Origin of the sequence: Streptomyces sp. SID3212 (assembly GCF_009865405.1) — a bacterium.
Lineage (GTDB): Bacteria > Actinomycetota > Actinomycetes > Streptomycetales > Streptomycetaceae > Streptomyces.
This window is the reverse complement of sequence record NZ_WWJY01000408.1, coordinates 1-24686: the sequence shown is the minus strand read 5'-3', so window position 1 is coordinate 24686 and position 24686 is coordinate 1. Positions and strand designations below refer to the sequence as shown.

Genomic DNA, 24686 nt, shown 5'->3' with positions numbered 1-24686 from the left:
CACCCGGCCGAAGCCACCGATGACCACCCGAAGGAACGCACAGGGGGCGGCGCGGACACCCCCTAGGGGGTGTCTTGCTGCGACGACGCGAAGGCGGCGAACATGTCGACGATCGGCTGCGGCGCCCGGTCGTCGAACATCGTGTCCAGGCTCGTCGCGGATTGGCGGGCGGTGCTTTCGCCGCGCGGGAAGAGGGAGGCCTCGTAGGCGGTCAGCGCGGCTTCCACGTCTCCCGGGTGCGCGGCGAGCGCCCGCCCCAGATCAGCGCCGTCGATCATCGCGAGGTTGGCGCCTTCCCCCGCGAAGGGGGACATCAGGTGGGCGGCGTCGCCGAGGAGGGTGACGCCCGGGGTGCGCCGCCAGTGGTGTGCGACGGGCAGCGCGTGGATGAGCCGGGGCACCAGCGGGGTGTCGGCGTCGGTGACCAGCCGCCGCAGGGCCGGGTCCCAGCCCTCGAAGTGCTCCAGTACGGCGGCCTTGGCCGCGTCCGCGTCGGTGAAGTCGATCCCGGACAGCACGTCCTCGGCGGCGCGCAGGGCGACGTAGATGTGCAGGCTGCCGTCGGTTTCGCGGTGGGCGAGGAAGCCCCGGTTGTCGCCGAGGGCGAAACACATGCCGCCGCCCACGAGTTGCGCGCTCTCGGGGTGGCGGGTGTCGGCGTCGAGGAGGTCCAGCTCGACGAAGGAGACGCCGGTGTAGGCGGGGCGGGCGTCGGAGAGCAGCGGGCGGATACGGGACCAGGCACCGCCCGCCCCGACGAGGAGATCGGTGGTGAAGGTGGTGCCGTCGGCGAGGGTGACCTCGTGGCGCCCGGAGTGCTGCCCGTCTCCTCGCGGCCCGGAGCCGAGCGGCCGGGCGCCGGTGACCTTGGCACCCCACCGCACGGTCCCCTCGGGGAGCGAGTCGAGCAGGAGGTCGCGCAGGTCACCCCGGTCGACCTCGGGACGGCTGCCCTCGCCGTCGTCCTTCTCCTCCAGTACGAGCCGGGCGTGCCGGTCGTAGACGCGCAGGGTCTCGCCACCGGGGTGGATCCGGGCCAGGAACCCCTCGTACAACCCGGCGGCGCGCAGGGCGGCCTGCCCGGACTCGACGTGGATGTCGAGCATGCCGCCCTGGGTACGGGCGTGCCGGCCGGGCTCCAGGTCGAAGACGGCCGCGTCGACGCCGTTCACGTGCAGGACGCGGGCGAGGGTGAGACCGCCGAGGCCGGCGCCGACGATCGCGACGGCGTAATGCGTACTCGTACTCGTACTCGTACTCCTGCTCAAGCTCATGCTCATGCCTCCGTGGTGACCGGGGTGCTCCTGGCCCCGTTGATGACCATGCGAAAGATCCACGCCAGGCGCTGCTCGTGGGAGCCGGAGAGCAGCGCGGTGCCGAGGGCGGCGATCCGTGGATGGGTGACGGCACTGACGTCACGCAGCGCGGCGACGAGCTTGTCGTGCTCGGCCTCCGCGTCGACGGCCCGGCCGCGGACGGACTGCTCGGCGGCGGTGGCGGTGGCGACCTGCAACAGCACGTCCACCCCCCAGGCCGCCTGGGCGTCGGGCACCTCACCCTCGTGCAGGAGATCGAGGATCGCCTCGACGAGGGCGAGGTAGTGGGGCCCTGAGGGCCGGGCCACCAGGGCGGCGTGGGCAAGGCTGGGGTGCTCGAACAGAACACGGGTGTACGACCCGAGCACGGACACCAGCCGATCACACCAGTCCCCACCCCTCTTCCCCCCGCCGGGCCGCAGGTCCACACCCCCCAGCAACTCCTCCAAGATCGCCGCATGAAGCTCGGCGGTGTTGGCCACGTACACGTACAGCGAGGCGGCCCCGGTATCGAGCTCCTGAGCCAGCCGCCGCATGGTGACGCGCTGAAGCCCCTCGGCCCGCATGAGCCCGACGGCGGTGGCGACGATCCCGTCATAGGTGAGAGCCGCCTTGGCGGGCCGCTCACGACGGCTACGGGGTACGGATTCACGTGAAGTCACCCCCAGACCGTAACGAACATGTTCGTCACGAACAAGTTCGCTCGCCACATCGGACGAAACACCCCCTATGTAGAGCGCGGTCGATACGATGCGTCAGGCTCACCGGGACGCCGCTGACGACGTTCGCTGATGACGTTCAAGGAGCATGTGTGTCCAGCCGCTTACAGTCGGCACAGCTCGGCGATCCGCGCCGCATCGGGCCCTACCGTGTCGTCGGCCGACTCGGGACCGGTGGCATGGGTACGGTCTACGCCGCGCTGGACGCGGCTGGCTCGCGGCTGGCCGTGAAAGTCGTTCACTCCCCGCTGGCCGGCGACGAGGAATTCCGCGCCCGCTTCCGGCGTGAGGTCCAGTTGTCCCGGCGTGTCAGCGGCCCGAGCCTGGTTCCCCTGTACGACGCCGACACCGAGAGCGCCACGCCTTGGCTGGCCACACCATTCGTACCGGGTCCGACCCTCAGCCGGTACCTGGCCGAGAGTGGTTCGCTGACCGGCGGCCGACTGCACGCGCTGGCCGCAGGCACCGCCGCCGCTCTCGCCGCGATCCACGCCGCCGGGGTCGTACACAGGGACGTGAAGCCGCAGAACGTCATCCTCGCGCCTGACGGTCCGCGCATGCTGGATTTCGGTATTGCCCACGCTTTGGACGGCACAGCCGTGACCCGCACCGGCGTGATGACCGGTACTCCTGGCTGGATCAGCCCCGAGCACTACCGGACCGGCGCGGTCGGACCGGCAGGCGACATCTTCGCCTGGGGAGCGCTCGTCGCGAACGCCGCGACCGGTCGCCTCCCGTTCGGCACCGGCGCGCCCGAGGCTGTCGCTTTCCGCGTCATGTCCGGCGCGCCCGATCTCGACGGGGTCCCGGACGGTCTGTTGCCGCTCATCGAGATGGCACTGGCGAAGGATCCGACGAACCGACCAACGGCGGCTGAACTAGCTGACTCCTGCACTGAATTGCTCAGCACCCAGATCACGGCCGCCCGTCCTCGTGAGAGCGGGCAGCAGACTCTGATATCCGACCTGGTGACGGCCCACTGGGACCTGCCGCCGGAGAACGATCCGACCTGGCAGACTCCCGCGCCGCACCGCCGACGCACCAAGCTCTACGGTGCCGTCATCGCCGTGGCACTGGCGGTGGGAGGAATCGGCGGAGCCGTGGCCGCGACCTACAAGCCCAACTCGTCCCGAACGCCGAACGCCACAAAACCGGCCGGTCAGCCCCAGCCCCGACCGACCCAGAAGACAGCTGCGGCCGACAAGGCGAACAGCGACCGACAGCAAGGCCCAAAGCCGTCGGCACCCGAGACCGCCGCACCCTCGCCTCAGGCCGCACCCTCGCCCGCGTACACCCGCAGCGACTACGCGGAGCCGACCGTCGCGGAATGGGTGTCCGCCCGAGTCCCCGTCACGCCTGCGGAGAAGGCTGCCTCTCAGCGGTTCCGCCGCGACTCGGTCCAGCCCTTCGAGGGCAGCGCTTTCGCGGCCGAAAGTGTGACCCTCACCTTCAACCCCCAGGCACAGACCATGTTCGTCACCTTCGGCCCCAACAGCTATCCGGAGGGACAGACCTACGAGGACGACCCGGACTGGATCGACACCATGCGCTCACTCATGTTCGGCAGTTGCAGCGAAGCCCAGCAGCGCTTCCGTGACGACATCACCTGGCCGTACGGACGGGTCGTCATCGTCTATCGCGAATCCATGGCCAGCCCCACCGTTGTGGACTACCGCGAAGTCACCCACACCGACTCCTGCCGAGCCTGACTGCGGGAAGAGGGAGGGGAGGGCGGCGCCGAACAGCGTTCCCACGGCGTGGGGTGGCTGAGCCTGCCCGCCTCGGACTGATTGGTCCCCTTGTCGGGCAGGCTGTTCCTGCCGCTGATGTGTCCCAGCTCACCGAGGAGCCGTCATGTCCGAGACTTTCCGCCTTGACCCGGCGAAGACCGCGCTCGTCCTGATCGAGTACCAGAACGACTTCACCAGCGAGGGCGGGGTGCTCAACGGGGCCGTGGCCGGGGTGATGGCGAAGACCGGGATGCTCGCGAACACCGTGGCGCTGGCCGGGGCCGCGCGGGCCGCGGGGGTCACCGTCATGCACGCGCCCATCACCTTCGCCCCCGGCTACGGCGAGCTGTCCCGGCACCCGTACGGCATCCTCAAGGGGGTCGTGGACGGGTCGGCGTTCGTCAAGGGCAGTTGGGGCGCGGCGATCGTGGACGACCTCGCCCCGGCCGACGGGGACATCGTGATCGAGGGCAAGCGCGGCCTCGACACCTTCGCGAGTACGAACCTCGACTTCATCCTGCGGAACAAGGGGATCGACACGATCATCCTCGGCGGCTTCCTCACCAACTGCTGTGTCGAGTCGACAATGCGCAGCGGGTACGAGAACGGCTACCGGGTCATCACGGTCCCGGACTGCGTGGCCGCCACGTCCCAGGAGGAGCACGACAACGCGATCACGTACGACTACCCCATGTTCTCCCTGCCCATGACCTCGGCGGACGTCATCGCCGGCCTCTGACCGCCTGGCGCGGGTGAGACGGGCGCCCCAGCCGCGGGCGCGGGCGGGCCGGCCTTCTGGAGCGGGACCTCGATGACGAGGAGCGACGCGACGAAGGCGAGCGCGCAGAGGATCGCGCCGGTCAGGAAGATGTGGCTGGTGCCGCTCGCGACCGCCGTGAGGTAGGCATCCCGGGCGCCGGTGGGCGGATGGGACTGGACGGCGCGGGTGAACAGCGAGCCGAAGACCGCGACGCCGAGGGATCCGCCCAGGGTGCGGAAGAGGTTGGACGAGCTCATCGCCGCACCCATGTCGCGCAGGGAGACGCTGTTCTGCGCGATGGTGCCGGCCATCTGCATGGTGAAGCCCAGGCCGATCCCGACGACGATCATGTACAGGCCGGTCAGCAGCAATGAGGTGCCGGTGTCCATGGTGGACAGCAGACCGAGCCCGGCGGTGAGGAACGCGGCGCCGACGACGGGGAAGATCTTGTAGCGGCCGGTGGCGGACATGACCTTTCCCGCGACGGTCGAGACGATCACGACGGGGATCATCATCGGCAGCATCAGCAGCCCGGAGTGGGTGGCCGAGGCCCCCTGGACGTTCTGCTGGAACAGCGGCAGATAGAGGCCCGCACCGAACATGACCACACCGGCGGCGAGGGTCAGCGCCATCGCCAACGGGTAGTTGCGGTGCCCGGTGAACACGGTCAGCGGCACCAGCGGCTCACCGACCCGCTTCTCCACCGAGATGAACGCGGCGAGCCCGATCGCGGCGACGGCACCGAGCGACAGCACCTGCCACGAGCCCCACGCGTAGGTGCTGCCCGCCCACGTGGCGGCCAGGACGATCGCGGTGATGGAGAGGGTCAGCAGGCCGATACCCGCCCAGTCGATCCTCGCCCTGATGCGGGGCGCGGGAACGTGCAGCGTCAGCCACAGCCACACCAGGGCGACCAGGCCGAGCGGCAGGTTGATGTAGAAGGCCCACCGCCAGTCGAAGTGGCCGGTGACGAACCCGCCCAGCAGCGGTCCGCCGATGGTGCCGACCGCCATGATCGAGGCGGTCATGCCCTGGTACTTGCCCCGCTCACGGGGCGGTACGAGCACGCCGATCAGCGCGAACGCGCCCGCGCCGATCCCGCCGGCGCCGACGCCCTGGAGGACGCGGAAGGCGATCAGCTGGCCCATGGACTGCGACGCTCCGCAGAGGGCGGACCCGACGACGAACACGGCGATGGACGCCAGGTACATGGATTTACGGCCGAACAGGTCACCGAACTTGCCCCAGATCGGAGTGGTGACGGCGGTGATCAGGGTGTAGGCGGTCACCACCCAGGAGATGTACTCCAGGCCGCCGAGCTGGCCGACGATCGTGGGCATCGCGGTGCTCACGACCATGTTGTCGAGCATGGACAGCAGCATCGCGAGCATGATGCCGAGCATCACCCAGCGCACGTTCTTCGGCACGGCCGAAGGGCCGGCGGATGCGGAGGGAAGGGATGCGGAGGTGGGCATGGCTGCGGAGGTGGGCATGGCTGATCACCCCTTTCGTACAGAGGGGAAGAAGAGACGGGGAAGCGGGACGGTGTTCCGTCGACCGCCACCCCAGAACACCACACCGATTCCATAAGTGCAACCGTTGCACTTTTGAAGTCGCACCACCTTGCGGATAGGATCGTACGCATGCCCTCGACCGACTCCCCCGCCCCGCCGGCGCCGATCGGACGCCGCGAGCGCAAGAAGGCCGCCACCCGCCGGTCCATCAGCGACGCCGCGATGCGCCTGTTCCTGGAGCGCGGATATGACGACGTCGGCATCCGCGAGATCGCGGACGCCGCCGACGTGTCCACCACCACCCTGTTCAAGCACTTCCCCGTCAAGGAAGCCCTCGTCTTCGACGAGGACGCCGATCAGGAGGCCCGCCTGCTCGCCGCCGTACGCGAGCGCCCCCCGGGCCGGTCGATCCCCGCGGCGCTGCGCGACCACGCGCTGCGTCATCGCATGGCCGCCGTGGACGGCGACGCCGGTTTCACCGCGTTCTTCGAACTGGTCCACACCACCCCGGCGCTGCGCGACTACGTCCAGGCCATGTGGCTGCGCCACACCGGCGCCCTCGCCCGGGTCATCGCCGAGGAGAGCGGCCTGCCCGCGGACGATCCGGCCTGTACGGCCCTGGCCCACTTCGCCCTTGAGGCCCCCCGTACCGCCCGTGGCCACGAAGACCCCCGCCAAGCCGTCGTCCGCGCCTTCGACCTGCTCGAAAGCGGCTGGGGAGCGCTCGTCCCCAGCCGCTGAAGAGACGGGCAGTGGCGTCAGCGCCGAGGCTGCCTGGCTCCCCGGCGCCACACCTCGCGGATCGACAGGCTGTCGGAGATCGTACGGGTGGGGTCGCCGTCGACCAGGAGGAGGTCGGCGCGCATGCCTTCCGCGATACGGCCCCGGTCCTTGAGACCGAAGCGGCGGGCCGGTACGGACGTGGCCGCACGCAGGGCCTGGACGGGCGTGAGCCCCGCCCGGACGAGAAGCTGCAACTCGTGGTGGACGCTGGCGCCGTGGGCGAGTCCGCCGAGGTAGCGCACGGCCACCGAGACGTCCGTACCGACCAGGATGTCCACCCCCGCCTCGTGGAGGGCGAGGACGCTCCCGAGGACGTCGTCGAAATCGCCCTCCGGGTAGTGGTTGAGGCTGCCGTGGCGCAGGGTGTCCAGCCACTCCTTGCTCAGCCGGGAGCTGACCCGCTTGTCGGCGGCGAAATCGGCGCCGGTCTCGCCCATGATCGACCTGTTCAGGCACAGGCACGCGGTGACGAACGCCTTGGAGTCCGCGACCTTGCGCACGATCTTCGCGTCGGCGGGCCGGTCGATGAAGAGGTGGACCAGACCGTCCATCTTCGCGTCGATCGCCTGCTCGAATGCCTGCACGGTCAGTGCGTGGGCCACGGCCATCTTGCCGAGCTTGTGCGCCTCGGCCACGGACGCCACGATCGTGTCGTTGCTCAGGGCGGGCAGGTCGGTGGCGCCGAGGACCGAGCCGTCCTCGATCATGATCTTCACGTAGTCGGCTCCGTCCGCGACGACGCGGCGGATCAGCTTCACCGCCTCCTGCGGGTTGGAGACCCCCTCGTCCGGCGGCGGCCCCGACCCGTCCCCGGTGTCCGCGCCCTCCGGCGGGACACCGGGCGGACCGCCCTCGGGGAACAGTTCGGCGGGGTGGCCGCCGGGCGCCCCGACCCCGGTGCCGGCCGAACGGACGTCCGCGATGCTGTCGTTGTTGTCGGTCTTCTCGGGGTCGTGCCCGCCACCCTGCATCTCCAGTTCGGTGGTCACACCGAAGAGCAGTGCGTTCTTCAACCCGTCGTCCGAGGTGTGCGTGTGACCGTCGATGAGTCCGGGCAGCAGAGTGGCGCCGGACGCGTCGACGACGGTGGCGCCGCTCGGGGCCCTGCCGCCGACCTGGACGATCCTGTGGCCCTCGATGACGACCGTACGGGCGCTGATGACCCGCTCTCCGTCGAAGATCCGCACGTTCTGGACGGCGGTCGTTCCGGAGATGTCACGGCTCGGCGACCTGGTGCTGCTCGCCTTGGCGCCGGTGTCGTCGGCGCAGCCGGACAGCAGTACCGCCGCTCCGGCGACCGCGGCGCCCGCGCCGGCGTTTTTCAGGAGTGTACGGCGATGGATCCCGCACATGGGACAGCCCTTTCGGTTGAGCCCCCCGGCCGGATCGGGCCGGTGTCGACGGTGTCGACGGATCCGCCGGTGGGGGGCAGGGGCGCATCGCGGGCGCGATGGCAGGCCCTGGTGGAGAGGCGTGTCGGGGCGCGTTTCCGCCCGCGGCCCTGCCTTCACCCTAGGAAGGGGAAGGGGTCGGAAACGCGGTACCACGGGGCCGATCGAGGGCCGGGCGCGGTACCGGAGTACCGGGTACGAGGCGACCTGGGGATGACCTGCCGGGCCCCGTCCTCCCCGTACCCCGGTGGGGGGTCAGCGGTTCCGGGTCAACGGGTTCCGGGTCAGCGGGTTCCGACGAGGCCCGCCTCGTACGCGATGATGACGGCCTGGACCCGGTCACGGGCGCCGATCCTGGCAAGCACCTTGCCGACATGGGTCTTGACGGTGGATTCGGCCAGCACCAGCCGCGCGGCGATCTCGGTGTTCGTGAGGCCCTGCGCCATCGCCAGCAGCACCTCGCCCTCCCGCTCGCTGAGCCCGGCCAGACGGGGATCGCTGCCCGCGCCGCCCGCCCGGTCGGCCGGTGGCGGGCCCTGCCGTACGAACGTGTCCAGCAGGCGGCGCGTCAGCGCCGGGGCCGCGACGGCGTCCCCCTCCGCCACCGCCCTGATACCGGCGACGAGTTCGCCCGGCAGCGCGTCCTTGAGGAGGAAGCCGCTGGCACCGGCGCGCAGCGCGCCGTACGCGTACTCGTCCAGGTCGAAGGTCGTGAGCATGAGGACCCGGGACCGGCCGCCGGACGCCACGATGCGGCGGGTGGCCTCGATGCCGTCCACGCCGGGCATACGGATGTCCATCAGCACCACGTCGGGGCGCAGTTCGGCCGCCTGCCGTACGGCTTCGGCGCCGTTCGCGGCCTCTCCGACGACGTCCGTGCCGGGGTGGGCGTCGAGCAGCATGCGGAAACCGAGGCGTTGCAGCGCGTGGTCGTCGACGATCAGGACCGTGGTCACAGGGGGTTCTCTCCGGGTACGGGTGGGGGCAGCAGGGGCAGGGAGGCGTGAACGAGCCAGCCGCCGCTTCCTGTTGGCCCGGCCTCGGCCCGGCCCCCGCACAGGGCGGCGCGTTCGGCGATGCCGACGAGCCCTCGGCCGGTGGGGGCGGCGGGGGCGGTGGGTCCGGTGAGGGCGGTAGGGGCGATGGGGTGGTCGCTGGTGTGACCGGCGGTGTGGTCGGCCGGGGCGGGGGCGGGTCGTGGTGCCCGAGGGCCGCTGTCGCGAATGCACAGGTCCACGTCCTGGCCGGTGACGCGCAGGGCCACGTGGACCGTGGTGTCGGGTCCCGCGTGTGTGAGGCTGTTGGTCAGGGCTTCCTGGACGATGCGGTGGACGGCCAGTTGGACGCCGGGGGACATGGCGTGGTGATCGCCTTCCGTACGGTGGGAGATGCGCGGTCCCGCGGCCCGGGCGCGCTCAAGGAGCCCTGGGAGGTCGGCGGTTCCCGGCTGGGGGGCGAGGCCGGCGGTGGTCTCCCGGGCGCCGGGGTCCTCGCAGCGGGCGCCGAGGGCGCGGCGCAGTTCGCTCAGGGCCTGGCGGCCGGTGCCGGCGATGATGGACAGGACGTCCGGCCCAGGGGCGGAGCCCCTGTCGGAAGCGGGGCCCGTACCGGCGCCGGAGCCCGTACCGGAGCCGACTCCTGCTCCCGCGCCCGCCGCCGCGCCGTCCGCGAGGGCGATGATCACGGCGAGGTGGTGGCCGACGATGTCGTGCATCTCCCGCGAGGCGCGCGAGCGTTCGGCGAAGACGGCGAGCTGCTCGCGCTGCTCGCGGTCGACCTCCCGTTGCGCGGCCCGCTCCGCCAGGACGACGAGTTGCCCCTCCCGTACCCGGAGGACCAGGCCGACGGCGAGGGCGGCGGTGACGGCGCAGTACGAGAAGAACAGCGCCGAGAGCGTCTGCTCGGTGAAGGGCCTGATCCAGAAGGTGACCGCGGTGAGCGCCGTCGCGACGTACAGACCCGACCACGGCAGTCGCCTGATCCGGTCGTAACGGGCCGCCGAGTACAGCGCGATCATGAGACCGACGAGGGCGGTGCCGAAGTCGGAGGACAGGAACCACTGGACCAGGCAGCAGAACACCACGGCCGCCAGCGTGGCGGACGGGGCCCGGCGCCGCCACAGAAGGGCGAGCGCCTGGCCGGCCATCGACCCCGCGACCAGGACGGAGGCCCCCGGGCCCAGCGCGTCCACGGACACGTCCGCGATCAGCCCGGGGCCGGGGCCGGGGTCGAGCAGATCGAGGAGTCCGCCCGCCAGCACGAGCAGCGCCGGCAGCGCGTACAGCACCGCCGGGTGCTCGCGGCTCAGTCTGCGCAAGGCACCGGCCGCGTCCGTGGCCCTCCGTACCAGCGCACTGCCGCGCAGGACGTCGGGTTCGGGCGGGATCAGGTCCCTCCGCCGGGGGTGGACCGGCACCATGGCTTTCCGCTCTCTGTCATTCGTACGCGCGCCGCTCGCACGTCGGAACGCTTGAGCCGCCACGCGGCGACGGCGGCGACCGGGAGGACCGGGAGCGGCCGGGGGCGGACGGGGAGGGACGGCGAGGGACGGGGAAGGACGACGGCCCGGACCGAGCCCCGCCGGGGGCCGCGCGCCCGTGCAGCGGTCTCCCGGCGGGGGGTGCTCAGGCGTGGGTGAGGCGGCTGCCCCGGCGCCAGACGGCGCGGGTGTTGAGGGTGTCGGAGATGGTCGTGGTGGGGTCGCCGTCGACCAGAAGGAGGTCGGCGCGCAGTCCTTCGGCGATACGGCCCCGGTCTGTTAGCCCGAAGCGGCGGGCGGTGGTGGAAGTGGCCGCGTGCAGCGCCTCCACCGGGGTCAGACCGGCCCGGACGAGATACTGGAGTTCGTGGTGGACGCTCGCCCCGTGGGCCAGACCGCCCAGGAACTCGAACGGCGCGGACGCGTCCGTACCGACCAGGAGGTCGACCCCGGCGTCCCGCAGCGCGCGCACCGACCCGAACACATCACCGAGCCTGCCCTGCGGGTAGTGGCCGAAGCTGCTGCGCAGCGTCTTCATCCACTGCTCGTCCAGGCGCGACGCCACCCGCGGGTCGTCGGCCAGCTCGTCGCCCGTGATGCCCATCATCGAGGCGTTCAGCACCACACACGGCACCACGAACGCACCGGCGTCGCGGATCAGGGTGATGATCTCCTCGGTGTGCGGGCCCTCCATGAACAGGTGCACGAGACCGTCGATGCCCGACTCGATCGCCATCCGGGTCGCCTCGATCGTCAGCGCGTGGGCGACCGTGAGCATGCCGTGCTTCTTGGCCTCGGCGACCCCCGCGCTCAGCGTCGCCCGGTCGAGCATCGGCAGGCCCGGGTGCCCCTCCACCGAACCGTCGTCCACCATGAACTTGATGTAGTCCGAGCCGCGTTCGACCAGCTGCGGGATGAACCCGACCGCTTCTTCGGGGGTGGTGGAGAACGGCATCAGGGGCGCCGGTTCCGACGGCTTGGGGCCGCGCGCGCCGGGAGGCGGCCCGGGGCGGAATCCCTCCGGGAACAGCTCGCTCGGGTGACCACCGGGAGGCGTGATGGCGAACCCGGAGGAGCGGATGTCGGCCACCGCGTCGTTCTCCGTGATGTGCGCGCGGTTGCCGGCGGTGTGGTTGCCCTGCATCTCCAGCGCCGTGGTCACACCGAACCGCAGATCCAGGGCGAGAGCCTGCTCGTTGGTGTGTACGTGCGCGTCGATCAGGCCGGGCAGCAGCGTCCCGCCCGCGGCGTCCACGATCTCCGCTCCGGCGGGTGCCTCCCCGCCCACCGCGAGGATCCCGGTGCGGTCGAAGACGACGGTGGTCGCCTCCAGCGGCCGGTCCCCGTCGAAGACCCGCGCGTTGATGATGGCCGTTGTGCTCATGGGGGTGTTTCCCGTCGTTGTCGATCCGTCGCGGTGAGCCGGGTCTCCCGGCACCCACCGGTCTTCTGCCGTCTTCTGCCATCTCCTGCGAAACGCAGATGCATGCATTGTTGCACGTAATTGCGTTCGACAGCGACCTGGGACTAAGGTGTCAAAGTGACCAGGGGAAACGAGACCGGGCGGAACGAGACCGGGCGCAACGAGACTCAGGACGACGCGCTGCTGGACGCGGTCGGCGCGGCATTCGCCCGGCTGCGGCGCCGTACCGCCCTGGTGGACGTCGACCCGCCGGTCACGCGCAAGGACATGGCGCGGAACCAGGTCATCAACGTCGTCGACGAGGCCGACGGCGAGATGACGGTCGGCGGCATCGCCTACCAGCTGACCGTCGACTCCTCCGTCGCCAGCCGGATGGTGAGCGACTGCATCACGGCCGGCCTTCTCGTACGGGCCGCCTCCCAGACCGACGGCCGCCGTACGGTGCTCCTCCTCACCCCCGAGGGCATCGCCCTGCGCGACCGCTTCAGCAGCCAGCACCGCCAGGCCTTCGAGCACATCACCCGCGACTGGCCCCAGGCCAAACGCCTCGAATTCGCCCGGCTGCTGGTCGACTACGCGGACGCCGCCGCGGAGTTGGGCACGCGCACCCGCCCTGACCCCGGCTAGGCCGCCCACGGCGCGGCGTCCGCGACCGCGCCTTCGGTGATACCGCGCCCTCGGTGACCGTCCCGACCATCGCGTCCTGGCCGACCGAGGCTTCCTTGTAGCGCGACGCGGTGACCTTCCGGCCGTCCGGCGCGACGAAGACGAGGCGGGCGTCCGCGCCCTCGGAGTTGCCGGAGGGGAAGCGCTGGTCCAGCAGGTCGAACGCGTTCTGCGACTCCGTACCCGGCATCGGGGGCGATGACCGATTCGGTAGAGGAAGGCAGCCACGAAGAGAGCTCTCCTGTCGGGATCGGAGCACCCGCGCGGCACCCCGCCCGGGACCGGCGGGCGGACGCCGGAGACGGCCCCCGGGAATGTGCTCTTCGGCGTACGGCAGGCGTTGTACGCGGCGCCCCGTGCGTGGCACACCTCCCCACACCCGGTTAAAATTCAGGGGGAATAGCAAGGAGGGATTAATTTGTCCTGGACAGCGCAGAACAATCCCGCCAATCCTGAGAACGCACCGAGTCATGACGATCTCCTGATCTGCGCCGTTGACCACCGCGCGAGCCTCGAAACCGACCTTTACCAATTGACCGCCACCCCGACACCATCACAGGCGGCGAGGATCGCCGACGGCAAATTGCTGGTGTACGAAGCGGTCGTGGACGCCCTGCCGCAATTCCCGGAATCGACCCGGGCCGGCCTGCTCATCGACGAACGCTACGGGGCAACGGCAGCGGAGCTGGCGGTGCAGAGCGGGCAGATCGACCTCGCGATGCCGATCGAGGAGAGCGGCCAGGACTGGTTCCATTTCGAATACGGCGATGAGTGGCAGCAGCATGCCGAGTACTTTCCGGCCGCGTTCTCGAAGGTCCTGGTACGTGACAATCCGGGCTACGGGGAATCCGACCGGAACGCACAGGCCGAGCGGCTGGCACGGGTGGTGTCCTGGGGGAATTCCGTGGGCCGCAGCCTCATCCTCGAACTGCTGGTACCGGCCACGGAAGCCGACCTCGCGGCGGTCGACGGCTCAGCCGACCGGTACGACAAGGAGCTGCGCGGCGCGGCGACGGTGCGGGTGATGGAGTACCTCCAGGACCGGGGCGTGGAGCCCGCGATCTGGAAGGTGGAGGGCCTGGAGACCCGCGAGGACGCCGAGTCCGTGGCCCGTACCGCCCGACGCGGGTCCCGGAACGCACGCTGCGTCGTCCTGGGCCGTCACGCCCCCAGGGAGAAGCTGGACCACTGGCTGGAGATCGCCGCACCCGTGGAGGGATTCATGGGTTTCGCCATCGGCCGGAGCATCTGGTGGGAGGCCCTGGAGAATTACGTCCACGGACAATCGACCCGCGACGAGACACGCGCTTCCATCACAGAGGCGTACGTGGGCTACGCGCGATATTACGTCGAAGCGCGAAACGGCAAGGCGTAGAAGAACCCCCATCCGACCGTTCACGGCCACAAACGTATGGCTCGCGGCACTACCCCTTACGCACCTTGCTCACCAAGAACACCACCCCGACGACAAGGATCAGGGCGATGGCAACGATCCAGAAGGGTGGGGTGCCCTCCCCGGCTCCCTTGGCCAACAACTGACTGAATGCCATGTCACCCTCCTACCGATCCCGCGTCGCGTCGACCGAGCCGATGACCGAACCCTGGACGGAAGTGAGGCAGTACGGACTGCCGCCCCCCGATCCCTGCCGGTGCCCCGGGTTTCGCAGCCGAAACCGATCGCGGTTCCGGCACCGCCGTATGGGAGCCGCCTCCATCGCCGGCCCCGGGCCCACTGCTGCGACCAGGACCGAGACCACAACCCACGCAAAAGCCCCGCCCACCGGGCGCTGGTGGGCAGGGGCTCTCTTGTCGCTCAGGTTCGTGACTACACCCGCAGGGTGCCGATCAGGACTCCCGTGCCTTACTGGGTGGTGCCTCCCGGGCAGGTCTCACGGCTCGGGTGGGGTTTCTGATGCCCCGTCGTCGGCGAGCCGGGCGGCGAGCCGACCGACTGCCCGCATGACGGGCACGTCCCCTCGACCCGGGCGGGATCGGACCGTAGTGCCATATCAGCTCCTCCTCGCAAAGGTGGTGCCTGACAGGTGGTGCACTCCTCCCCGGCCGGCGGCCGGGAAGGTCAGATCTTCCGCACAAAAGCACGCGCCCCGTTGTGGAAGAAGACGGTGAGCCCCGGCGACTCCTTCCCGCCGGCACGGCTCGACCAGGGCTCGATGTTCGCGATCTCAGGGGACTCCGCCCGCGCGAGAACCGCGACGAGCCAGCCCTCGTGATCCCCCGGCTTGGGCTCGGTCCAGGTCCCGAACGGGTCACCGCTGACGGGCACATCAGGCTGCTCATGCTTCTCGCCGTCCGCGAGCTGACCGATGATCTGCCACCGCGCCTCCCCGTCGCCGTTCGTGATCGCCACTCCGAACGGGTGGGTGGTGTCCCCGGCATCCGCGAGAGTCTGCACGCGGGTCACACCGGGGGTGTTCTTGGCCAGGTCGAGGGTGAAATCCTGAAATCGCGCGGGTCGCATTTGTGATCATTCCTTCCGTGGCGGCCGGGTCAGTCTAGGCGTCCCGGGTCGCCTGGGACGGAGGATTGCCCGGCCCCTGCCCAGAGTCCGGGCACGGACGCGCCGACCGGCCGCAGGGATCAATGCGAACAAAAAAGCCCAGCTCAGACACCGTCTGAGCTGGGCTTGCAAGTGAGCCTCCTGTCGGATTCGAACCGACGACCTACGCATTACAAGGGCCTGCAAGATCATGACGAGGGATGCCAGGCCATGCAGTCCCATCCCGTTGCACCTGGTCAGAGACGTGCAACTCCAATTCGCGTAACGCCTGGTCCAACGCGTGCCGCCCCATCCGCTCACGCATCGCTCACGTATTCGGCGGACAGGACGCGTCGCTCCGAGGGCACCTAACTAGCGTGAAGTGGGGCGTCGGTAGTTTGGGGCTGTTTCCGTTTTGCTCGTCCGCTCCCAGGTCCTCTCGTACTGACCTAGGATCGTCAGCGACCTTGAACGCACCGTGATGGTCCGGGACGGACCGGTTCTGTACATAGTTTGGGGAGGCCCCCGCATGGCTCGGGGACGGCGCATCGTCGATCGCTGCGAGATGCGCACGCCGATCGGCCGCGGAGCGATGGGCCAGCTACGGGAATGCACCGATCTGTATCCAGTCGCCCTCAAGTTCATTCGCTCGGAGCACCTCGACTCCAACATCGAACGGCAGCGCATCGTCCGACGATTCCCAGCTTCACCGCGACCATCCGCAACCCGGTTCGACAACAGGGCGCGGGGAAAGCGATGAGGGACCACCACCTGACGAGGGGCGAACTGATCGACGGCCGCTACGAGCTGGCGGAGCTGCTCGGCAGAGGCGGCATGGGCGAGGTATGGGCGGCGTACGATCAGCGGCTGGACCGGTCTGTGGCCGTGAAACTGCTGACACCGCAGACGGCTGTCTCCAAGATGCCGCGCAGGCTCGATCCGCAGGACCCCGCCGTCGTCCGCTTCACCAGGGAAGCACGACTGATGGCCAAGCTGGAGCATCCGTACGTACCGGTCATCCATGATGCGGGCACCCATCGAGCGAATCGGCTCTATCTGGTCATGCAGCGCGTGTACGGACACACGCTGGACCGGCTGGTGGCCCAGCGCGGACCCTTTCCCGTGGAGTGGGCCGCCGCCGTGGGCGCCCAGGTGTGCTCCGTGCTGGTCCAGGCTCACGGACGCGGCTTCGTCCACCGGGACCTGACGCCCCGCAACGTGATGCTCACGCCAGACGGCACGGTACGCGTCCTCGACTTCGGTATTGCTACTGCCCTGCAACCACCGGACGGGCCACGGTTAACCGACGCGGGCATGGTGGCCGGAACTCCGGGCTTCATTTCTCCGGAACAAGGCAAGGGGCAAGCAGCCACTCCTCTCAGTGACCTGTACGCACTGGGCTGCGTGCTGTACGAGCTCCTGGGCGGCCGACCGCCGTTCACGGCCGACGAGCCGCTGGCCCTGGTGATCCAGCACATCGCGGATACTCCGGTACCGCTGGATCAGCTGCGCGACGACGCACCAGCCGAACTGCGTGACCTAGTCTCCCGCTTACTCGCCAAGCGCCCGGAGGATCGGCCGGCTGACGCAGCCGAAGTCCGGGAGGTCCTCGCGCCCTGGGCCGAGCAGGCGGTGCCGAAGTCCGCCCGCGCCGGAACTCCGAGGCCCGGCAAAGCCACCGCGCGCCCGCCCCACGATGGCACGGACCTTCGGAACGATCCGCCTCCGGACAGAGCACACGCACGCGTTCCGGAGCCCGCCCCGTCCCCGCTCGCAACTGCACAACCTCCCGTTCGGCCAGCGCAACCGCCATCCACATCCGGGGCCGGACCGTCAGCAGAATCGACGGACCTGCGCGAACGCGCGCAACGCCTTGCGGCAGAGGGACGGTTGTCACAGGCGCTGGAACTACTGGGCAAGGATCTCAACAAGGTACTGCCGCGTTTCGACTCCTCCCACCCAGAGGTCGTCTCCCGCCGACTGGCCATCCTCCAGTTGCAGTTCGAAGCGCAGGAACTGCAAGCGGCACGGGAGGGCTGCCTGGAGCTCGCGGAAGCCCTGGCGTCGGCCCGCTCCGCGCCGGACGCGGACCTCGCGGCTTGCCGGGTGATGGCAGCCCGCTGCCTTGGCCGGCTAGGGCACAACTCCGCCGCACTCCTGGAACTTCGCGAGGCACTCGAACTCCAGAAGGGGGTGTTTCCCCCGTTACATCCGGAAGTGTTGGAGACCCGTCGGGACATCGCCACCCTCCTGGCGGGCTCAGGCTCGGCCGGTGAAGCCCTGGAGGCTCTGCGCCACCTTGCCGACGACCAACGGACCGCGCTGCCTCCCAACCATCCCGCCCATGCCGAGGTCGAGCGTCTGGTCAGCCGCCTGGGCAGGCTGACCCGCGCTCTCCGCCTCCCGCAGTGATCCGCCGACGACCCACCCACAAGCAGGGCAGAACTATGTGACTAGGTCAATGAACGAATCGCTCGTCAATATGAGGCACTCCGGTAGGCAACGCCGTCCCGCCGATAGAAATAGTGGAGGATGTCCGCATGCCCGGAACCACCTGCACTTCCGAAGCCTCCGCAATCGTCGCGCCGCCGAAGGAGAACGCGCTCGTCCAGGTACGCGGCCAGAACTGGGTGGTGTCCGGAGTCGAAGCCGCCCCGGTCGGCAATGTCACCGTGGTGCATCTACAGTCCGTCGCCGATGGCCGCTACGGCGATACTCTCTCCGTGATATGGGAGGTCGAGCCGGGGCGCCGCGTCCTTCCCGCCGGCTCCCTTCCCGACGCCTCTACCGGAGCGTTCGATCCGCCGGAGCAACTAGCGGCCTTCCTCGACGCCGTCCGCTGGTCCGCTGTCGCTTCCGCCGACGTGAAGACGCTCCAGGCCCCCTTCCGGTCAGGGGTGGCCATCGAGCCGTACCAGCTGGAACCGGTCGCCCGTGCCGTCGGTGCTCCCCGCGTCAATCTGCTGCTCGCCGACGACGTCGGTCTCGGCAAGACCGTGGAGGCCGGACTGGTCGCCGAGGAGCTGCGGCTGCGCGGCCGGGCTCACCGCGTCATGGTCGTCTGCCCAGCTGGCCTCACTCTCAAGTGGCGCGATGAGATGGCCGACAAATTCGGCCTCGACTTCACTGTGGTCGACTCAGCCTGCTGCGCCGAGTTGCGCCGCACGCACAGCAGCGCTGCGAACCCGTTCCGCGTGTTCCCCCTGACCATCGTGAGCCTTCCCTGGCTGCGCACGCCCAAGGCCCAGCGGCTCCTCGACGAGGTGCTGCCTGCGGGCGGGTCGACGGAGCTGCCGGGCCGCCCCGGACGCCGTACCTTCGATTTGTTGATCCTGGACGAGGCGCACCATGTCGCCCCGAGCGCACCCAAGCAGATCTACGCCGTCGACTCCCTGCAGACCAAGCTGATCCGACGCCTCGCCCCCCACTTCGAGCACCGGCTCTTTCTCTCCGCAACCCCTCACAACGGCTACCAGGAGTCATACACGGCCCTGCTGGAACTGATCGACAACCAGCGCTTCTTCCGCGGCGGCGAGCCGGACAAGGCCGCCCTCGACGACACAGTCGTACGACGTCTGAAGACCTCCGTCACCAACGAGGACGGCACCCCCCGGTTCCACATCCGCGAATCGAAAGCCCTGCCCGTCGAGTACCCCGACACCGAGCGCGAGATCCACGCCCTCCTCACCCGCTACGCCGAGCTGCGCAAGAAGCGCGTCGCGCCCGAGCGGCGCGGCGGCCGGAAGGCCGTCGACCTGGTCACCCTGCTGCTGAAGAAGCGCCTGTTCTCCTCCCCCGCAGCCTTCGCGCACACCGTCGGCGTCCACCTCGAATCAGTACGCGCCAAGGCGAAGTCCGGCGGGAAGAAGGAGGTTCCGGCCCCGGTCGAGACCCCCCTGTGGATCACCCAGTACGAGGACTACGCCGCCGAGCTCGACGACGAGGAACTGGCCGAGGCCGAGCACGACGCGATCACCCGCGCCGCCACGGTCACCCCGGGAACCTCCGAGGAAGAGGCCGAGCTGCTCCAGCGGATGGCCCACTGGGGCCAGGCCCACCAGGCGTCCCCCGACGCCAAGGCGAAGGAGCTCGTCAAGACCCTCAAGTCCATCTGCCTCACCGGTGGGACGTGGGGGAACGAACGGGTCGTCGTGTTCACCGAGTACCGCGACACTCAGGACTGGCTGCTGAACCTGCTCCAGCAGGAGGGCCTGGCCCAGAAGGGCCGCGTCCTCACGCTCCACGGCGGGAAGAACGCCGAGGAGCGCGAGCAGACCCGGCTCGCGTTCCAGGAACAGCCCACCATCCCCGAGGGCATGGTCCGCATCCTGATCGCCACCGACGCAGCCAGCGAGGGCATCGACCTACAGGACCACTGCCGGTATTTGATCAACTACGACATCCCGTTCAACCCCAACAAGCTTGAACAGCGCATCGGCCGTATCGATCGCTACGGCCAGCGCCACAACCCGCAGATCATGCACTTCGTCGGCGCTTCCTGGGACAGGGCCAGGACGGACGTGTACGAGGCCGACTTGGAGTTCCTCGCCCGTATCGCGAGGAAAGTCGCGCAGATGGAGGAGGACCTCGGCGAGGTTAACGCCGTACTCGCTGAGAAGGTACAGCTGCGGATGACGGGCCAGCTCAGCGACTTCGACATCGAGCACGCCCGCGCGAAGAAGATCAAGGGCCGTCCCACGGGCGGGAAAGTGGACGCCGAACAGAACGTCACTGAGCAGGTGCGGCGGCTCAACGCCCAACTGAAGCAGACGACCGTAGAACTCGGCATCACCCCGGACCGGGTCGCTCGCGTGGTGAACACTGCGCTGAACCTGGCCCGCCAGCAGCCCCTCGTGCCGTGTCTCGACGAGAACGCACCGTCCGAGGACGACTTCCGGCAGGGCCTGTACACCGTGCCGCCACTGACCGGCTCCTGGGAGCGCGCCACCCGTGGCCTGCCCGACAAGCTCCGCCCCGACGTACTGCGCCCGGTTACCTTCGACGCGCAGGCGGCCTCGGGACGCCCCGACATCGTGCTGGCTCATCTGAACCATCCGCTGGTCGCCATGTCGACGCGGCTGCTGCGCGCCGCCGTGTGGAACGCGGACAACGTCGACCTGCGCCGGATCACGGCCGTCGTCAGCGACGACCCGGCCCTGGAGACCACGTTCGTCGGCGCGTACGCCCGCTTCGTGCTGGTCGGCACGGACGGGCAGCGCCTCCATGAGGAGGTCCTGCACGCGGGCGGCTGGCTCGGCGACAACGGCTGGCAGCGTCGGTTGCGAGGCGTGGAGGCGGTCGCCTCGATCCTGGACCACGCCCTCACCGAGGGCCGCCCCGCCAAGGAGCGCCTGCTCCACCGCCTCCAACAGAGCTGGCCGAAGACGTATGAGGGCCTCACCCAGTCCGTCGACGCACGGGGCAAGGAACGCAAGACGTCCCTGATGGACCGGCTGGCCGAGCGGCAGGCCGATGAGGAGCAACGCATCAACGCCACCCTCGACCGTCTCCAGCGCACCCTGCGAAACCGGCTCGGGGAAACTTCCTCCGCCACTGCGGCCTCCCGCACGGCCAGCACGGACACGCTCTTCGGCCTGGACGAGCTGAAGGATCCCGACGAACGCCGCCAGCTCGCCGACGACCGCAAACGCTGGCGGGCCCGGCTCGACGGCGTGGAGGACGAGCGGGAGCGCGAACTCGCGGCAATCTCTGCCCGTTACCGCGACCCGCAGGACCATCTCTTCCCTGTCGCCGTCGTCTTCGTCATCCCCGCCAAGGAGGCTTACTGATGAGCCACGCGCCCCGTAACGGAAGCCGCCGCCCCTCCGCCGCCGCCATCCGTGCCGCGAAGGCGTCTGACGGCAAGCAACAGCACCTGGACTGGCTGAACCTCGTCGAGGTGTCCGGCCCGTTCCTCACCCTGCCGGTCCTGCTGCGCAGCTGGCCACAGCTGGAGGGTGTGCCCAGCGGGCGTCGTGCGGACATCCGCCTCCAGCACGGCATCTGGCAGGACGACCGCAAGGGCGCAGGTCGGCTCGACTGGATCGGCTTCCTACTACGCACCCTGCTGGAATGGGACGAGGCTCTGCATCTGCGGGAGGGTGCCGGGCAGTGCGACAGTGGCGAGAGCCTCGCCGAGGACGACACTCTGCTGGATCGTTTCGCGGTCAGCCCGCCCGGGGCCGACACCACCGTGCGCCCCGACTTCGCTCTCGTCCGCCCCGGAACCGACCTCACTGCCGAACCGGACGCTGCCGGCAGGGCCCAGCACGTACCGATCCTCGGCATGGTCCTGCCACCCGACACCGTGCCAACCCGCCGTATCAGGGACGACTCCTGGGCTGCGAGCGGAGTCGACCGGCTCGCCCACGTCCTGCGCCACCACGGCGTCGAGCTGGGCCTGGTCACCGACGGCCGCTGGTGGACCCTGGTCTGGGCACCGCCCGGCGGCGTCACGACAAGCGCCACCTTCGACACCATCGCCTGGAACGAGGCGGCCGACTTGGTGGCGGTCCGCGCCTGGGTGTCTCTCCTCCGCCGCGGTCGGTTCTTCGGACGCCCGGCAGACGAACTCCTGCCGGCGCTGCTGCGCGAGAGCCTGGACGGCCAGGAAGACGTCACCGAGGCCCTTGGCATCCAGGTCCGCCAGGCCGTCGAACTCCTGGTGGACTCCATCGGCCGCGCCGAGACCCGGATGGTCAAACGCGGCGGCAAGGGACTGTCAGGCGTGTCGGCGAGCGAGGTCTACCGGGGCGCCGTCGCGGTCATGATGCGCGTCGTCTTCCTCCTCTTCGCCGAGGAACGGGGCCTGCTGCCCGCTGACAACGAGCTCTACGCGGAGGCGTATTCGGCCGGGCGGCTGTACGAGACGCTGGACAAACGCCGCCGCGCGGACGGTGAGGACTCCCTGGACCACACCACCGCCGCCTGGCACCGGCTGATCGCCCTCTTCCACGCCGTCCACGGCGGAGTGGACCACCCCCTGCTCACGTTGCCCGCATACGACGGCTCGATCTTCGACCCGAAGCGCTTCCCCTGGCTGGAGGCGGTGCCGGAGGGCGCAGACGCCACGGACAATGACGCCACGCGGGCCGCAGACGGCCACACCTCCCTCCTCCCGATCGACGACCGGACCGTCCTGCACGTCCTCGACTCGGTGCAGTTCGTCGTCGTCAACAAGGAGCGGCGCCGACTGACCTTCCGGGCCCTCGACGTCGAGCAGATCGGCTACGTGTACGAGGGCCTCCTCTCGTACGACGGCAAGCGCGCCCAGGACACCGTGCTCGGCCTCATCGGCAAGCCCGGCCTGGAACACGAGGTGAGCCTGACCGAACTAGAGGAACAGGCTGCCCCGTTCGGAGTGGGCCCACGCGCGGTGCCCGGCCAGAAGCCCAACCTCCCGGGCTTGTCGAAGAAGCTGTACGAGCACTTGAAAGACCCCAGGCCGCCGGCTGCGGCGTCGAAGATGGAGAAGCTACTCGCCCCCGGCGACGACCAAGCGCGGGGCAAGGCCGTTCACCGCTTGCTCGCGGTCACCGAGAACGACCGCGACCTGGCCGAGCGCATCCTCCCCTTTCACGGCCTCCTCCGCGACGACCTGCGTGGCCTGCCGGTGGTGATCCCGGCGGACGGCCTGTACGTCACGGAGTCCCGCCTCCGCAAGAACACCGGCACCCACTACACGCCACGTGTCCTGGCCCAGCAGGTCGCCGAGGGAGCCCTGGAACCTCTCGTCTACCGTCCGGGCCCGCTCCAGACGGCGGACGACAAGCAGTGGAAGCTCATCAGCGCGGTCGACATCCTGAAGCTCAAGGTCGCCGACATCGCGATGGGTTCGGCCGCCTTCCTGGTCGCCGCCTGCCGCTACCTCGCGGACCGACTGGTCGACGCCTGGGTCGAGGCAGAGGACGAGGAGGCTCTGGCCTTCCGCGGCAGCCACCGCGACCAGACAGGCGCGATGACGGCGGCGGACGCGGAGAGCGACCCACTGATGGTCCGCGCCCGGCGCCTGATCATCGAGCACTGCCTGTACGGGGTGGACATCAACCCCATGGCCGTGGAAATGGCCAAGCTGTCGCTGTGGCTGATCTCCATGGACCCGGAACGGCCCTTCACGTTCCTGGACGACCGGTTGGTGGCGGGGGACTCGCTGCTGGGGGTTGCCAAGCTGGAGCAGATCGAGAACGTTCACCTGGATCCGGTCGCAGGGCGCAAGCTACACGAGGGACGCCTTGACGAGCTGTGGACTGAACAGGCGCGCGCCCGTGTCCATAGCGCGTCGGGCAACCGTCAGGCCATCGCCGGAATCCACAGCGACTCCATCGCTGACCTGGACGAGAAACGGCGCCTGCTCGCAGCCAGCAACGAACATCTTCAGCGTCTACGACTGATCGGCGACCTCACGACGGGAGCCGGCCTCGCTTCCAGGGGCGGCAGTGACTCGCTCTACCTCAAGGCCGCGGAATTGGCCAGCACGGTCGCCTCAGATGAGGTCCGCGACTCCGACCCCGTGATCCACGAAGCTCGGACGCGGGCTCTGGAGTGGCTGAGCAAGGACCTACCCACGGATGGCTTCGTTCGCCTGCCAGTGCACTGGCCTCTCGTCTTCCCCGAGGTCTTCGAAGCCGAGCAGGGTGGCTTCGACGCGATCATCGGCAACCCGCCTTTCCTCGGCGGTCAGAAGCTGACGGGGACTCTGGGACAGGCGTACCGCGAGTACCTCGTGCTTGGGCTGGGACGCGGGCAGCGGGGTAGCGCGGACCTCGTCGCGTACTTCGAACTCCGGGCCCACCAGTTGCTCAGCGAACGCGGCCAGACGGGCCTGATCGCTACCAACACCCTCGCCCAGGGAGATACTCGGGAGGTTGGCCTCGACCAGCTACTCGACGACGGCATCGAGGTACGCCGAGCCGTGAAGAGCGCGCGCTGGCCTTCGAGGTCTGCTGCGCTGGAGTACTGCGCCGTGTGGACCACCAAGCTGGGCTTGGGTAACGAGGCCACTCGTGTGCTGGACGATGTCGTGGTCCGGGGTATCACTTCGTCACTTGATCCGCGGTCTCGGGTTTCCGGACGGCCATACCGTCTGGTAGCGGGGTCATCTTCCGGAGGGCCCGACGGTCGTACAACTGACAGGCCACAGGCATTCATCGGTTCATACGTACTGGGGAAGGGGTTCGTCCTCACCCCCGAACATGCAGCCGACCTCATCCAGCGCGACCCTCGCAACAAGGACGTTCTCTTCCCCTACCTCAACGGCGAGGACCTCAACTCCCGCCCGGACTGCTCGGCGAGCCGCTGGGTGATCAACTTCCATGACTGGAGCGAGGAACGAGCACGGAGCTACCCGGAAGTTTTTTCCCGCGTCGAAAGAGACGTCAAGCCCGAACGACTCAAGAACAACCGCAAGGT

Annotated in this window: 17 protein-coding genes; 8 read left to right on the top strand and 9 right to left on the bottom strand. The window is 69.5% G+C overall.

Annotated elements, in window-relative coordinates; genetic code table 11:
• Positions 1–62 precede the first annotated feature (62 nt).
• Both GT042_RS12440 and GT042_RS12435 read right to left on the bottom strand, forming a co-directional pair.
• A complete protein-coding gene (locus GT042_RS12440; RefSeq protein WP_161306763.1) occupies positions 63–1274 on the bottom strand; it encodes an NAD(P)/FAD-dependent oxidoreductase in 1212 nt (403 codons plus the stop codon).
• 2 nt (positions 1275–1276) lie between these two features.
• On the bottom strand, positions 1277–1978 hold the full coding sequence (locus GT042_RS12435) for a TetR/AcrR family transcriptional regulator (RefSeq protein WP_161306762.1): 702 nt from the start codon (positions 1976–1978) through the stop codon (positions 1277–1279).
• A 149-nt stretch (positions 1979–2127) separates the two neighbouring features.
• Between GT042_RS12435 and GT042_RS12430 the strand changes: the two genes are divergently transcribed.
• Entirely contained in the window at positions 2128–3744 is a 1617-nt protein-coding gene (locus GT042_RS12430; RefSeq protein WP_161306761.1) for a serine/threonine protein kinase, read from the top strand.
• Positions 3745–3889: 145 nt separating this feature from the next.
• On the top strand, positions 3890–4504 hold the full coding sequence (locus GT042_RS12425; protein WP_161306760.1) for a cysteine hydrolase: 615 nt from the start codon (positions 3890–3892) through the stop codon (positions 4502–4504).
• Here the strand turns inward: GT042_RS12425 and GT042_RS12420 are convergent.
• Positions 4450–6000 carry an MDR family MFS transporter gene (locus GT042_RS12420; RefSeq protein WP_161306790.1) on the bottom strand — a complete coding sequence of 517 codons (1551 nt, stop codon included), beginning with the start codon at positions 5998–6000 and terminating at the stop codon, positions 4450–4452. The genes GT042_RS12425 and GT042_RS12420 overlap by 55 nt on opposite strands.
• Before the next feature lie 168 nt (positions 6001–6168).
• On the opposite strand from GT042_RS12420, the gene GT042_RS12415 reads away from it, so the two are divergent.
• Positions 6169–6780 carry a TetR family transcriptional regulator gene (locus GT042_RS12415; RefSeq protein ID WP_161306759.1) on the top strand — a complete coding sequence of 204 codons (612 nt, stop codon included), beginning with the start codon at positions 6169–6171 and terminating at the stop codon, positions 6778–6780.
• A 17-nt stretch (positions 6781–6797) separates the two neighbouring features.
• Here the strand turns inward: GT042_RS12415 and GT042_RS12410 are convergent, their stop codons facing one another.
• From GT042_RS12410 to GT042_RS12395, 4 genes are all read right to left on the bottom strand, one after another.
• Positions 6798–8174 (bottom strand): amidohydrolase family protein, encoded by a 1377-nt coding sequence (locus GT042_RS12410; RefSeq protein ID WP_161306758.1) that lies wholly within the window; start codon positions 8172–8174, stop codon positions 6798–6800.
• 323 nt (positions 8175–8497) lie between these two features.
• Positions 8498–9169 (bottom strand): response regulator transcription factor, encoded by a 672-nt coding sequence (locus GT042_RS12405; RefSeq protein WP_161306757.1) that lies wholly within the window; start codon positions 9167–9169, stop codon positions 8498–8500.
• Positions 9166–10632, bottom strand: coding sequence for a histidine kinase (locus GT042_RS12400; RefSeq protein WP_161306756.1), 1467 nt, complete (start codon positions 10630–10632; stop codon positions 9166–9168). Before GT042_RS12400 ends, GT042_RS12405 begins: the two co-directional genes overlap by 4 nt.
• A 205-nt stretch (positions 10633–10837) precedes the next feature.
• Complete coding sequence (locus tag GT042_RS12395; RefSeq protein ID WP_161306755.1) at positions 10838–12076, bottom strand: amidohydrolase family protein; 1239 nt, start codon at positions 12074–12076, stop codon at positions 10838–10840.
• A 156-nt stretch (positions 12077–12232) separates the two neighbouring features.
• Between GT042_RS12395 and GT042_RS12390 the strand changes: the two genes are divergently transcribed.
• Together GT042_RS12390 and GT042_RS12385 are read left to right on the top strand one after the other, a co-directional pair.
• The gene (locus GT042_RS12390) at positions 12233–12742 is read left to right on the top strand and encodes a MarR family winged helix-turn-helix transcriptional regulator (RefSeq protein WP_161306754.1); all 510 of its coding nucleotides are present in this window, start codon (positions 12233–12235) and stop codon (positions 12740–12742) included.
• Between the two features lie 457 nt (positions 12743–13199).
• Positions 13200–14156 carry a DUF2090 domain-containing protein gene (locus GT042_RS12385; RefSeq protein ID WP_161306753.1) on the top strand — a complete coding sequence of 319 codons (957 nt, stop codon included), beginning with the start codon at positions 13200–13202 and terminating at the stop codon, positions 14154–14156.
• A gap of 49 nt (positions 14157–14205) precedes the next feature.
• Here the strand turns inward: GT042_RS12385 and GT042_RS39845 are convergent, their stop codons facing one another.
• Both GT042_RS39845 and GT042_RS12380 read right to left on the bottom strand, forming a co-directional pair.
• Complete coding sequence (locus GT042_RS39845) at positions 14206–14331, bottom strand: hypothetical protein (protein ID WP_272925662.1); 126 nt, start codon at positions 14329–14331, stop codon at positions 14206–14208.
• Positions 14332–14858: 527 nt separating this feature from the next.
• Positions 14859–15260 (bottom strand): hypothetical protein, encoded by a 402-nt coding sequence (locus GT042_RS12380; RefSeq protein ID WP_161306752.1) that lies wholly within the window; start codon positions 15258–15260, stop codon positions 14859–14861.
• 774 nt (positions 15261–16034) lie between these two features.
• Between GT042_RS12380 and GT042_RS12375 the strand changes: the two genes are divergently transcribed.
• The 3 genes from GT042_RS12375 to GT042_RS12365 form a co-directional block, all read left to right on the top strand.
• Positions 16035–17690, top strand: coding sequence for a serine/threonine-protein kinase (locus GT042_RS12375; RefSeq protein ID WP_161306751.1), 1656 nt, complete (start codon positions 16035–16037; stop codon positions 17688–17690).
• A 128-nt stretch (positions 17691–17818) separates the two neighbouring features.
• Complete coding sequence (drmD, locus tag GT042_RS12370; RefSeq protein WP_161306750.1) at positions 17819–21067, top strand: DISARM system SNF2-like helicase DrmD; 3249 nt, start codon at positions 17819–17821, stop codon at positions 21065–21067.
• Positions 21067–24686, top strand: a 3620-nt coding sequence (locus GT042_RS12365) for a DNA methyltransferase (RefSeq protein WP_161306749.1), incomplete at its 3' end; no start/stop codon positions are given. The genes drmD and GT042_RS12365, both read left to right, overlap by 1 nt.